This window comes from Nostocoides veronense (assembly GCF_039531185.1).
GTDB classification, from domain to species: domain Bacteria; phylum Actinomycetota; class Actinomycetes; order Actinomycetales; family Dermatophilaceae; genus Nostocoides_A; species Nostocoides_A veronense.
On record NZ_BAAAPO010000039.1, the window covers coordinates 56,562 to 68,312 of the forward strand.

Here is an 11,751-nt window from a genome sequence, read left to right on the forward strand (position 1 = left end):
GGTCGATAAACCGCATCGGGCGCCCCCCGCCGGTTGCTTCGTATGCACGGCGCTTCCGGCCAAGTTGAAACGGACTAAACCCCTCAGGCAACCGGATGTCCAGAACGAAAGCGTCGTGTCGATACGCAACATTGCGCCCCTGCGATCGTCCGGGGCTGCGGCCCTTGGCCGGCCGTGTGCGCCAGTAGGCGACCCCACCCAATGACTGGACCAAGAAGGCCACGTCGTCTCTCAGCCTTGGCGAGATCGTTGTGTATTGGACGCGGCACGATCTGCCCACCTGCGTCACAGGGCCGCCGTCAGTGTCCAGCAGCCCCTGCAGTACTGCTAAGCGGACCCAATGAGTGTTGTGCTTGTAGAGGTCAGGGACGAACTTGGTGGCCGAACCGGTTCCGAACAATCCCAACTCGCGCAAGATCTGCGATACCGGATTCGCCGTGCGCAAGCCTCCACGTCCCACCCCGCGATGGCGCAGAACGTAGTCGTAGCCGCCTCGTCCCGTCACATCGACCGGGACGCGGTCATTGTCGAGAGCTTCTTGCAGCCGCTCGACCAGTTCCTCATCGGACGAAGAGAAGGCCGGCGTCGTCGACCCCGTGATACATCCATCACCGAGAAGAAGCCCCAGGGCGTAGGGATCCAGTGGAACGTCCTGTGGCTCGAACTCGGCGGCTTGAATTAGCGGCAGTTCAAAGCGGTGAATTCGGCCCTTCAAACCATGGTCAAGGAGTTCCGAAGTCTGCAGCGTGCGCCAGCGACCGGCCCGAGCGTCTTCGCGCGTGCGCACGGTCCACAGGTGCTCGGCACAGCACAGGGTCGATGCGCCGTCCTGGGTGGTCACCCGATAGACGGGCTTGCGCCCCTGCGGGTAGACCCCGAGCACCTCGGTGGCGCGTCCGTCTGAGCCGATGACGTAGTCGCCCACCTGAAGGTCGCCGAATCGGCGGAAACCCTCAGGTGTCAGAACGTGGGAGTCGAGGGGTTGAGCCCGCCCGCGCATGTACGCCAGCGGGGCTACCTCGATGGTGCCGGCGGCCATCAGGCGCGGGATCGACTCGGGGTCGATCATGTCGTGCAGGGCGTCATACAGCGGGCGCAGGTAGGGATCGATCTTGTCGTTCAAAGTGCCGGGCAAAAAGCCCAGCCGCTCGCCGGCCTCGACGGCGGGGCGGGTCAGGATGATCCGGTTGACCTGCTTGGCCTGCAGCGCAGCAACGGCCTTGGCCATCGCAAGATAGGTCTTGCCGGTGCCTGCCGGGCCGATGCCGAAGACGATCGTGTGGGCGTCGATGGCGTCGACATAGTGCTTCTGGTTCAAGGTCTTGGGCCGGATCGTGCGGCCGCGGTTGGAGACGATATTCATCGTCAGCACATCCGCCGGGCGCTCGGCGGACTGGCTGCGCAACATCCCGATCGACCGCTCGACGGCGTCCCGATTCAGGGGTTGGCCGGCGGCGAGCACGGCGAGTAGTTCGTCGAGAGTGCGCTCGATGAGGGCGATATCGGCGCTGGGCCCGGTCATCCGGAACTCGTTGCCGCGCACGTGGATCGACGCATGCGGGAACTGCCGCTCCAGGGTGCGCAACAGCTCGTCGCGCGGTCCGAGCAGGGAAACCATGGGGACCGACGACGGGATCTCGACGATGTGCAGCGGCTGCACGGGCTGCGGCGCGCCGCTCGCCTCTGGGGAAAGGTCACTCATGGGTCCGGCCATTCTATGCGGCCCCATCCGCCCAGCCACCGAATATGGCTCAGCCGGGCGGCCAACCCAGCCCTCGTCCACCAAGCAAGTGAACGTGGCAGTGGAAGACGGTCTGCCCCGCGTCGGCACCGGTATTCGTCACCAGCCGGTAGCCCGTGTTTAATCCCTCCGCCTGCGCCACCTGCGCCGCGAGCGCCAAAACACCGGCCGCATCCGCCGGGTGCTGCGCCAACTCCGCGGCATTCGCGACATGCCGCTTGGGGATGACCAGGACATGCGTCGGCGCTTGCGGATTGATGTCCCGGAAGGCGAAGGCGGTCTCGGACTCGGCCACGACCTGCGGCTCGATCTCGCGGGCGACGAACTTGCAGAACAGGCAGTCGACGGACATATGCAGCAACTTAGCTGCTCCGCCCAGTCAACCCGCTTCGGACCTGGCGCGTGGAGAGGGCGTGACAATGTCCCTCGTGGCGCGGACCTCGGGAGAACTGGCGGCGCTCAGCGCCGACCAGGCCCTTGAGGTGCTGTATGCCGCCCAGTGGACTCCCATGGTCCGGCTCGCCTGGCTGCTCGTCCGGGACCAGGGCGCCGCGGAGGACATCGTTCAAGACGCGCTCGTCGCCCTGCATCGGCGTTGGGATCACCTGCAGGACAAAGAGCAGGCGGTCGGCTACCTGCGGCGCAGCGTCGTCAATGCCTCCCGATCGGTGCTTCGCCACCGGTCGGTCGAACGCGATTACCTGATCAAGGCCGGTCCCGAGGCCGAGCGCGAATCCGTCGCCCCCAGCGCGGAGCACAGCGCCCTCGGCAGCCTCGGCAACCAGGCCATGCTCGCCGCCTTACAGCACCTCCCCCGCCGCCAGCGTGAGGTCCTGATCTTGCGCTATTACAGCGACCTGTCAGAGGCGCAAATCGCCGACACCCTCGGGATCGCCCCCGGCTCGGTCAAGGCCCACGCCCACCGCGGGCTCGTCGCCCTGCGCTCACACCTCGACGACCCGACCCGCTCCCACCGGGAGGACTCCCCATGACCACCGACGACCTGCGCGATCTCGAAGATTCGCTGCGCGGCGCCCTGCAGGCCGACGCGTCTGCGGTCACCCCCTCCGAGCGCCTCGCGGCGATCCAGGACGCCGTCCGTATGCAGTCCGCCCCCGCCCCCCGGCATACTCGCTGGTTGGTGCTGGTCGCCGCCGCGGCGGCGGTGGCCATGGTCGCGACGGCGACAGTGCTCGCCATGCTGCCCGGCCGGTCCGGGACCGGCGACCCGGCCGCAACAGGCAGCAGCACGACCGTGCTCTCCACCACACCATCGGACCCGGCGAGCGCGCCCCCGAACACCGTGCTGCCCGGCGCCGTCCCGATCTATCTGCTCGTGCGCGACCCCAGTTCCCCGGACGGCTTCGGGCTCACCCGGACCTTCCTGCGCAAGGACGACCCTCGGCTCGGCCTACCGGCCGATGCCACCCCGGGCCAGGTCATCGCCGCGGCGCTCGCCTGGACCGGACGGCGCAGTGATGGTCCTGGAACCGTGGGACCGAGCGGCGGTTTGGATGTGCAATCAGTCGACATCTCGGACGAACGCATCACCATCACCGCCAAGGGTCTCGACGACGCCGTGACGTGGACGGCCGGCGTGTTGGACCGGGCGCGGCTGAGCCTGATCCTCACGGCGCAGGCCATCGTCGGGCGCGGCGACATACCCGTGCGTTTCATTTCAGTGGAGGGGTATGGGGTGGTGCGCGGCGCCGACATCAACCAGGACTTCCACCGCCCACCGCCAACCCAGATCGCGGCGCTGGCTAGCCCCATCTGGCTGGACCGGCCGGGTTGGGACGAGACGCTCACAGCTGGTGTCCCGCAGACCTTCTCGGGTCTTTCGACGCACCCGGGCGCCGTCCTGAGCTGGCGAATCGACGGCGGGCCGACCGCACAGAGCGGCGAGGTGCGCGTCGGCGATCTGGTGCCGCAGGCACCCTTCACGATCACTCTCGACCCACTCGCGGCGGGTTCCTACACGCTGCGGGTGCAGGTCGCCAACGACCCCAACACGACCGTCACCATCCCGCTGCGCGCCGAATAGCCTTCAGCGCCAGCGGTCTTCGGCCGACAGCACGGCAATCGCTGCCGGGCCGGCCGAGGAAGACCGCAGCACACTCGTGCCCAGCCGCACCGGATGAGCACCAGCGGCAGTGAGCTTGGCGAGTTCGCTCTCCCCGATCCCGCCTTCGGGCCCGACAATGAGCAGCACCTCACCAACGGCCGGAATCGGTTGTCCCGCAAGGGGAACGACCGCGTCCTCGTGCAGCACATACGCGATGCACGCCGAGGAGATCCGTCGCGCGAGGCCGGCCGTGTCGACCAGATCCTCAACCTCCGGCACCCACGCGCGTCGGCTCTGCTTGGCCGCCGCGCGCACGGTATCGACCCACTTCTGCCGGGCCTTCTCGGCCCGCTCCCCGCGCCACTGGACGATCGAACGCTCGGCCTGCCACGGGATGACGCGATCCACGCCATACTCCGTCGCCGCCTCGATCGCCGCATCGTCACGGTCGGCCTTCGCGAGGGCCTGCACGAGCGTGAGACGCGCCCCGGGCGGCTCCTCATCCTCGACGCGCTCGACGTCGATGCGCAACTCCCCCGGCGTAGCCTCCGCGACCGTGCCCGTGACTCGGCGCCCCTGCCCGTCGCTGAGCATCAGCCGCTCACCCACGCGCATCCGCTTCACGGTCGCTGCGTGCCGGCCTTCCGCCCCGTCCAGGGTGTAGGCCGTGCCGACCACGGCCAGATCGAGCTCGCCGGGGTCAGTGAGAAACATCGCAAGAGTCACGAGATCACCGCGGCTTGAATGCGTCGCGCAGCTTGCCCATAAGCCCGTGGTCGCCCGCCGCCAACCGCCCGGCCGGGGCCTCCTCGTCGCGCAGCGTCGCAAGCTGGCGAAGGAGCGCCTCCTGCTCGGCGTCGATCTTGGTCGGGGTGCGCACATCGGCGTGCACGATGATGTCGCCGCGGCCGCCGGCGCGCAGGTGCGTGACGCCCAGCCCGCGCAGGGTCATCGTCTCGCCCGGCTGAGTGCCCGGTTTGATATCGATCTCCTGGGCCCCGTCGAAGGTGTCCAGCTTCATCCGCGCCCCAAGCGCCGCAGCCGTCATCGGCACCGGCAGGCTCGCGTGCAGGTCATCGCCACGCCGGGTGAAGACGGGGTCAGGGGCGACGGACACCTCGACATACAGGTCGCCGGCGGGACCACCACCGGGGCCGACCTCGCCCTCGCCCGCAAGGTGGATGCGAGTGCCGGTGTCGACGCCGGCGGGTATGCCGATCGTCAGCGTCCGCTGGGTGCGCACCCGGCCGTGTCCGGAGCACTCGAAGCACGGGTTGACCAGCACCTCGCCATACCCCTGACAGGCCTGGCAGGGCCGGCTGGTCATGACCTGGCCGAGGAAACTGCGCTGGACCTGCTGGACTTCGCCGCGCCCGGCGCAGACCTCGCACTTGCGGCGGCCGGTGCCCGGCTGGGAGCCATCGCCCTTGCAGGTGCCGCAGGTCGCGGCGGTCTCGATCGTCAGGTCCTTTTCGCCGCCGAAGACGGCATCCACCAGGTCGATAGGCAGGCGCACGAGGCCGTCCTGACCGCGGCTGGTCCGCGAGCGCGGGCCGCGCGACGGGCCGGCGGCGCCGCCGAAGAAAGCGTCCATGATGTCGCTGAACGAGAAGCCCTGGCCGAAGCCGGCCTGCTGCCCGCCATACGGGTCGTTGCCCATGTCGTACTGGCGGCGCTTGTCCGGATCGGACAGCACGTCATACGCCTGGGAGACCTTCTTGAACTCCTCCTCGGCCTCGGCGCCGGGGTTGACGTCCGGGTGCAGCTTGCGGGCGAGGCGGCGGTAGGCCTGCTTGATCGCCTCGGGGCTGGCGTCCCGGGACACCCCGAGATCCTGGTAGTAGTCGTTCACCTGATCCTCGTTATCGAATCTGTCGTGTCGTCACTGCGCGAGCAAGCCGGAGATATATGCCGCCACGGTGCGGACCGCGGCCATGCTCGTGGGGTAGTCCATCCGAGTCGGACCGACCACCCCGAGGCCGCCGACCAACTCGCCCCCGCTGCCATACCCCGTGGTCACCATGGAGGTTGACTGGAGCTGGGTCACGGGATTCTCGTGGCCGATGCGCACGGCGATGTGCTCGCCACCGGCGGCTGTGGAGAGCAACCGCAAGAGCACCACATGTTGTTCCAGCGCATCCAGAACCGGCTCGAGGGTGGCGGGGAAATCCAGCGGCTGGCGCACGAGATTGGCCGTGCCGGCGAGAGTGACCCGCTCTTCGCGCTCCTCGACCAGCGCCTCATCCAAGGCGCCGACGACCCGGCGGACGATGTCGCGCTCGTCGGGGGCAAAGGCATCCGGGAGCGCGGTGAGGGCGGCGGCGGCGTCCACGAGGCGGCGTCCGGCGGCGGCGGTATTGATGCCGGTGCGCAGGCGAGAGATGAGCTCTGCGGCGTCGGCGGCGAGGTCCTGCCCGGCGTCGAGGACGCGCTGCTCGACCCGGCCGGTGGTCGTGATGAGCACGACCATCAGCCGCTGGCCGCCCATCGGCACGACCTCGATGTGCCGCACGCTGGAGCGGGTCAGCGAGGGGTACTGCATCATCGCGACCTGCCCGGTCAGCGACGACAGCAGCCGCACGGTGCGGTCCACGACATCGTCGAGATCGACGGGATCGTGCAGGAACTGGGCGATCGCGGCCTGCTCGGCGCGGCTCATCGGCTTGATCTGCGAGAGCTGATCGACGAAGAGGCGATAGCCCGCATCGGTCGGGATCCGGCCGGCGCTGGTGTGCGGGGCCGCGATCAGGCCCTCCTCTTCCAGCGCCGCCATGTCATTGCGGATCGTCGCGGCCGAGACGCCGAAGCCGTGCCGCTCGAGCAGCGCCTTGGAGCCGACGGGCTCGCTGGTGTGGACATAGTCCTGCACAATCGCGCCGAGCACGGCCAGGCGCCGCTCGTTCGACACCGGTCGATCGGTGCTCATGTGCGCCTCCCTCCAGGCCGTCTGCTGCGCGGCTGGCACTCGCCGCCGCGGAGTGCCAATTCTACGGCGTGCCTCGTCGGGGCACGTACAGTCGCCGGGTGAGCGATCGGTATGGCGGCGATGTCCTCTCCGGCGACTGGCGGCGCCCGGCGCGTGGTCGGGCCGTCGATCAGGCGGCGGAGCCGGGGCTGGTCGTCGAGGAGGTCGAGACCGGTTGGGTCGGTGCCATCGTCGGCGTCGAAAAGATCGGGGGCCAGCAGGTCGTGCGCCTGGAGGACCGGCGCGGCAGGGTGCGAGCCTTCCCGCTCGGGCCCGGGTTCTTGGTCGATGGCTCCCCCGTGCGGCTCGTGCCGTATGTCGCCCCGCAGGCCCCGCGTGCCCCGGTGCGCACCGCGAGCGGATCGTATGCCGTGGCCGGCGCCCGCGCGCGGGTGGCCGCCGCGTCGCGGATCTTTGTCGAGGGCACGCACGATGCCGAATTGGTGGAGAAGGTGTGGGGCGCCGATCTGCGGATCGAAGGCGTGGTAGTCGAGCCCTTGCATGGGGTGGACGATTTGGCTGCGGCGCTCGCGGATTTCGGGCCATCGGGGACGGTGCGGGCCGGGGTGCTCGTCGATCACCTGGTCTCAGGGACCAAGGAGTCGCGGATCGTCTCGGAGACGATGCGGCGCTTCGGACCCGACCGGGTCCTGATCGTCGGGCATCCGTATGTCGATGTCTGGCAAGCGATTCGGCCCGATCGGGTGGGCTTGGCGGCGTGGCCGGTCATACCCAAGGGCCAGGATTGGAAGGCAGGCATCGCCACCGCCCTGGGGTTGCCGCATACGTCCACCCAGGACATCGGGCTGGTCTGGAAGCACCTGCTCTCGCGGGTGCGCACCTATGCCGATCTGGAGCCCTCCTTCTCCGGCCGGGTCGAGGAACTGATCGATTTTGTGACATCGCCCGAGGGCCGCTAGCCAGCGGGGTCGGGGGTGCCCCTGGCGCCGCCCCGGACACGACCCGGGAATCTGACGGAACGGGGATCACGCGGGCGCCCGGTGCGGTTGTATGGAGTGCAGGCACGCTTCCCGGGACCGTCCCGGGAGCCTCGCACCAAGGGGACACACACGCCATGACGCAGCAGCCGAACCCAGACCCGGTCTACCCGGACCCGGCCGCGCCGAGCTACCCGACCTATCCGCCGACCACGCCGCTGCCGAACTCCGGCGCGCCGGCCTCGCCCAACGACGCCCCGGCCGCCCCGTCGTCGTGGAATGCCGCCCCGCCGCCGAACTATCCCCCGCCGGCCTACCAAGCACCGGCCTACCAAGCTCCGGCGGGCCAGAGTGCCTGGCAGGACAATCTCGGCACGATCGGCGCCTCCGGCCCGATGACTCCGGCGCAGGAGCGCAACTGGGCGATGCTCTCGCACCTGATCCCGCTGGTCTGCTTCGTCCTGAGCGCGGGGACCCTCGGCTTCGTGGCGGCCCTGGTCATCTACCTGATGTACAAGGACCGCGGCCCGTTCGTCCGCGCTGCCGCCGCTAACTCGCTCAACGTGCAGATCATCACCGGGATCGGCCTGCTCGTCTCGGCCATCCTGATGCTGCTGCTCATCGGCTTCATCACCTACCCGGTGATTTGCGTCTGGGCGATCGTGGTCCACATCATCGCGGCCACCAAGGCCAACGCCGGCGAGTGGTACAACCCCCCGCTGACCCCCCGCATCATCAAGTAGCCGCGTCCGGGGCCGATGTAGGTTTCCCGCCCGATGCCAGAAACCCTTTGTTTGTGTCAGATTCTTTCCGGCACAAACAAAGGGTTTCCGGCATCGGGCGGGAAACCTTCACCCGGCGAAGCCGAGCAGGCGGCGGACGACGGTGTCGGCGAGGAGGCGGCCGCGCAGGGTGAGGACGAGCCGGTGAGTATGCGGAGTGGGAGCCGGTTCGTCACCTGGTGCTGAGCCGTCCATGTCCGCGGAGTGTTCGGTGACCAGGCCGTCCGCGACCAGGGCGGGTATGGCTGCCACCCCCGCGGGCGCGAGCGCCCCGACGGGCAGCCCACCAGCCAGGCGGATGCCGAGGAGGACTCGCTCGTCATACTGCTGCTCGGGGGTGAGCACCTCGCGCGCGGCGGCCGGGGAGACGCCCTGGGCGAGCCGATCGGCATACGCCCCAGGGTGTTTCACATTCCACCATCGGACGCCAGCGACGTGGCTGTGGGCACCGGGGCCGAAGCCCCACCAATTGCCGCCCTGCCAGTAGCGCAGGTTGTGGCGGCACTCTTTGCCCGGCCGGGACCAGTTGCTGACTTCGTACCAGTCGTAGCCGGCCGCGCTCAGCAACTCGTCGGCGAGCTCGTACTTATCGGCCTCATCGTCATCATCCGGCAGGGTGATCTGTCCGCGCCGAACCTGCGCCGCCATCTTGGTGCCGTCTTCGACGACCAAGGCGTATGCCGAAATGTGGTCCGGCTCCAGCGCGATCGCCGCCTCGAGGCTCGCCCGCCAGTCCTGCAGCGACTCCCCCGGCGTGCCATAGATCAGGTCCAGGCTCACGTCCAACCCGGCGGCCTTGGCGGCAGCGACGGCGGTCGCGACATTGGCCGGATCGTGCGTGCGCTCCAGGGTCGCGAGGACGTGAGGAACGGCGGACTGCATCCCGAAACTCACGCGAGTGAATCCGCCGGCTCGCAGGTGCGCCAACGATTCTCGGGTCACGGAGTCGGGATTGGCCTCCGTGGTCACCTCCATGTCATCGGCGGGCCGCCAGATCGCGGCGATCCGGCGCAGGTGGGCGGTCAGGTGCTCGCTGGGTAGCAGGGTCGGTGTGCCGCCGCCGACGAAGACCGTCGCGAGCGGCAGGGTGTCAGCGGGCGCAAGGACTCCGGCTGCCAGTGCCACCTCGCGTGCCAGGGCTTCCTCGTATGTCGTGCTGGCCCCCGCCGGGCCGGTCAACTCCCCCGGCGCGTAGGTGTTGAAATCGCAGTAGCCGCACCGCACCCGGCAGAAGGGCACATGGACGTATGCCGAGATCCCGCCGCCGCCGGCCGACTCCAGAGCCGCGTGCGGAAGGTGGCCATCCGCGGGCGCGGGGTCACCATCGGGGAGGGCACTGGGCGGCATACCGGCATCCTCGCAGCCCACGATCCGGACCCCCTAATCACGTGAGTAACACGGGGCCCGGCGTGTCCAGCGCGACACGCCGATGACCCGAAAATTTCTCGAATTGGTCGAGTCGTAGGGCTTGCTGGAGGGTGGTTCTCGGGATAGAAATAGGTCATCGCAAACGCCTCCGGGCGGGAGCGAAAGATTCGGCCCTCGGGCCGGGTCACGATGCGGAACTTGTTCTGCATCAACCGATTCCGGCGCTTCGGCGCAGGAATCACGAGACGGGCTTCGGCCCGACTCAAACTGTCTCGGCTTCGGCCGATGACTCCGATCACGACCTCGGTCGTGATCACCCGCACCGCCTTCGGCTGGTGCAACGAACTCGACTCCGGTCGAGATCGACGAGGGCCTCGGAAACTCATACTTTCCGAGGCCCTCACTTATTTCCCGGCGTCACCTCGTGTCCCCAAGTCGTCCACGTCTGTCCCCCAGTTGGCGCGAAGACCAAAGTGACGAACTCGGCGCGAGTTCGTCACTTTCGGCTGAGATCGTCACGTGAACCTGACGATCTGGACTGAACCTGACGACCTCACCCTCACCGCGCGCCCCGTCGCACACCGTGGTTGTAGCCGTCGCATCGTTGGGGGCGACATACCCTGGCGGGATGCAGCGGTGGATCGACCTGGATGGCGTCGTCAATATGCGCGATGTCGGTGGCCTGCCGACTCGCGACGGCGGCGTCGTGCACCCGGGGCGGCTGATCCGGTCCGACAACCTGCAAGACCTCTCCCCCGGCGCCGTCCGCCACCTCGTCGACGACCTGGGCGTGACGGATATCGTCGACCTGCGATCGCACAAGGAGTTGCACGCCACCGGGGACGGCCCGCTGCGCGCCACCACGCTGCGACACCACCACCACAGCTTCATCCGCGAGCAGGCGCCGGGCGTGGACGTGCCCGGCTTCCTGGCTGCCGATCCCGTCGGCGAGCCGCGTCCCAAGGATGCCAACTTCTGGAGCCAGCACTATCGCGGCTACTTGAGCGAGCGTCCCGACTCGGTATCGGGGGCGCTCTCGGTCGTGGCAACGGCGACCGGCGCAACCGTCGTGCATTGCGCCGCCGGCAAGGACCGAACCGGCACGGTTGTCGGCCTCGCGCTAGCGGTGGCCGGAGTGCCGGACGAGGAGATCATCGCCGACTACGTCCTGTCCGGCGAGCGCATCCAGCGGATCATCGACCGTTTGATCGACCGCGATCCGTATCGGGAATCCTTGCGAGACAAGCCAGTTGATGAACAGATCCCCCTGTCAAGTTCCATGGAAGCGTTGCTAGGCATGCTCGCCGCCGACTATGGCGGAGCCGCCGGCTGGCTGCTCGCCCACGGCTGGACCGCCGACCAGGTCGCTGCCCTCCGCGCCAAACTCCTCGCCTGAGCCCCGGCTCGACGACTCCCATTTCTCTCCGGATGCCGCAACCTTGCGCGTTACCCTGCTTTCGAGCAGGGGTGAAGCGCAAGGTTCTCAACGCAAGTGCAGGCTTCCCGGCGAAATCAGCCCACACCAGAGTGAGTCAGCTGCCGGCGTAGGTGCCGAAGCTCCACGAGTTGCCCTCGGGATCCTTGACCGAGAAGCCACGCGAGTCGTAATCCTCCTCGGTCTTCAGCGGCCGAATAAATTGCGCGCCAAGGGATTCCGCGCGCGCCGCTAACTCGTCGGGGTGCGCCGTCACGACATACACGCCCATCGTGCCGGGAGCGCCACCAAATTCGCCAGCGGCTTTGCCAGCCGTCGCCACCATGACTCGCCCGCCCTCGGGCCAGATCATCTCGCTGTGGTGGATGGTGCCCTGGTCCTCGCCGGGTATGCTATGCGTCTGACTTAGATCGGCATCTGGCTGGGAAATCAGCCCACAGGTTGGCGGCGTGCCTGA

The 11,751-nt window shown here is 68.5% G+C and carries 11 protein-coding genes and 2 pseudogenes; 5 read left to right on the top strand and 8 right to left on the bottom strand.

Annotated features, from left to right (window positions below; all coding sequences use genetic code 11):
• Nucleotides 1–172: 172 nt before the first annotated feature.
• The 3 genes and pseudogenes from ABD225_RS12640 to ABD225_RS12650 all read right to left on the bottom strand — a co-directional run.
• Nucleotides 173–1,000, bottom strand: a pseudogene (locus tag ABD225_RS12640) (LAGLIDADG family homing endonuclease); the annotation flags it as partial.
• A pseudogene (locus ABD225_RS12645) lies at nt 986–1,702 on the bottom strand (PhoH family protein); the annotation flags it as partial. The pseudogenes ABD225_RS12640 and ABD225_RS12645, both read right to left, overlap by 15 nt.
• 49 nt (nt 1,703–1,751) lie before the next feature.
• Complete coding sequence (locus ABD225_RS12650; protein WP_344085857.1) at nt 1,752–2,093, bottom strand: HIT domain-containing protein; 342 nt, start codon at nt 2,091–2,093, stop codon at nt 1,752–1,754.
• A gap of 76 nt (nt 2,094–2,169) precedes the next feature.
• On the opposite strand from ABD225_RS12650, the gene ABD225_RS12655 reads away from it, so the two are divergent.
• Both ABD225_RS12655 and ABD225_RS12660 read left to right on the top strand, forming a co-directional pair.
• Nucleotides 2,170–2,733 carry a SigE family RNA polymerase sigma factor gene (locus ABD225_RS12655; RefSeq protein WP_344085860.1) on the top strand — a complete coding sequence of 188 codons (564 nt, stop codon included), beginning with the start codon at nt 2,170–2,172 and terminating at the stop codon, nt 2,731–2,733.
• The gene (locus ABD225_RS12660) at nt 2,730–3,785 is read left to right on the top strand and encodes a hypothetical protein (RefSeq protein WP_344085863.1); all 1,056 of its coding nucleotides are present in this window, start codon (nt 2,730–2,732) and stop codon (nt 3,783–3,785) included. Before ABD225_RS12655 ends, ABD225_RS12660 begins: the two co-directional genes overlap by 4 nt.
• Before the next feature lie 3 nt (nt 3,786–3,788).
• Here the strand turns inward: ABD225_RS12660 and ABD225_RS12665 are convergent, their stop codons facing one another.
• Genes ABD225_RS12665 through hrcA form a run of 3 tightly spaced genes read right to left on the bottom strand, consistent with a single transcriptional unit; the run spans nt 3,789 to nt 6,714 of the window.
• Nucleotides 3,789–4,520, bottom strand: coding sequence for a 16S rRNA (uracil(1498)-N(3))-methyltransferase (locus tag ABD225_RS12665; RefSeq protein ID WP_344085866.1), 732 nt, complete (start codon nt 4,518–4,520; stop codon nt 3,789–3,791).
• 16 nt (nt 4,521–4,536) lie between these two features.
• Nucleotides 4,537–5,658 carry a molecular chaperone DnaJ gene (gene dnaJ / locus ABD225_RS12670; protein ID WP_344085869.1) on the bottom strand — a complete coding sequence of 374 codons (1,122 nt, stop codon included), beginning with the start codon at nt 5,656–5,658 and terminating at the stop codon, nt 4,537–4,539.
• Between the two features lie 30 nt (nt 5,659–5,688).
• Entirely contained in the window at nt 5,689–6,714 is a 1,026-nt protein-coding gene (hrcA, locus tag ABD225_RS12675) for a heat-inducible transcriptional repressor HrcA (protein ID WP_344085890.1), read from the bottom strand.
• 116 nt (nt 6,715–6,830) lie between these two features.
• Here hrcA and ABD225_RS12680 point away from each other — a divergent pair, with 116 nt between their 5' ends.
• Together ABD225_RS12680 and ABD225_RS12685 are read left to right on the top strand one after the other, a co-directional pair.
• Nucleotides 6,831–7,691 (top strand): DUF3097 family protein, encoded by an 861-nt coding sequence (locus ABD225_RS12680; protein WP_344085872.1) that lies wholly within the window; start codon nt 6,831–6,833, stop codon nt 7,689–7,691.
• Nucleotides 7,692–7,846: 155 nt separating this feature from the next.
• Nucleotides 7,847–8,452 (top strand): DUF4870 domain-containing protein, encoded by a 606-nt coding sequence (locus ABD225_RS12685; protein WP_344085875.1) that lies wholly within the window; start codon nt 7,847–7,849, stop codon nt 8,450–8,452.
• Between the two features lie 108 nt (nt 8,453–8,560).
• Here the strand turns inward: ABD225_RS12685 and hemW are convergent, their stop codons facing one another.
• Entirely contained in the window at nt 8,561–9,838 is a 1,278-nt protein-coding gene (gene hemW, locus ABD225_RS12690; RefSeq protein ID WP_344085878.1) for a radical SAM family heme chaperone HemW, read from the bottom strand.
• 649 nt (nt 9,839–10,487) lie between these two features.
• Between hemW and ABD225_RS12695 the strand changes: the two genes are divergently transcribed.
• Nucleotides 10,488–11,255, top strand: a complete 768-nt coding sequence (locus ABD225_RS12695; protein WP_344085881.1) for a tyrosine-protein phosphatase — start codon at nt 10,488–10,490, stop codon at nt 11,253–11,255.
• A 136-nt stretch (nt 11,256–11,391) separates the two neighbouring features.
• Here the strand turns inward: ABD225_RS12695 and ABD225_RS12700 are convergent.
• Nucleotides 11,392–11,751 (bottom strand): VOC family protein (locus tag ABD225_RS12700; protein ID WP_344085884.1); only part of this gene is annotated, 360 nt, incomplete at its 5' end.

Bases quoted from the DNA above. Each gene is read 5' to 3' on its own strand.
- ABD225_RS12685 (WP_344085875.1), top strand. From the start codon at position 7,847: ATGACGCAGCAGCCGAACCCAGACCCGGTCTACCCGGACCCGGCCGCG.
- ABD225_RS12695 (WP_344085881.1), top strand. From the start codon at position 10,488: ATGCAGCGGTGGATCGACCTGGATGGCGTCGTCAATATGCGCGATGTC.
- ABD225_RS12660 (WP_344085863.1), top strand. From the start codon at position 2,730: ATGACCACCGACGACCTGCGCGATCTCGAAGATTCGCTGCGCGGCGCC.
- ABD225_RS12650 (WP_344085857.1), bottom strand. From the start codon at position 2,093: ATGTCCGTCGACTGCCTGTTCTGCAAGTTCGTCGCCCGCGAGATCGAG.
- hemW (WP_344085878.1), bottom strand. From the start codon at position 9,838: ATGCCGCCCAGTGCCCTCCCCGATGGTGACCCCGCGCCCGCGGATGGC.
- ABD225_RS12665 (WP_344085866.1), bottom strand. From the start codon at position 4,520: ATGTTTCTCACTGACCCCGGCGAGCTCGATCTGGCCGTGGTCGGCACG.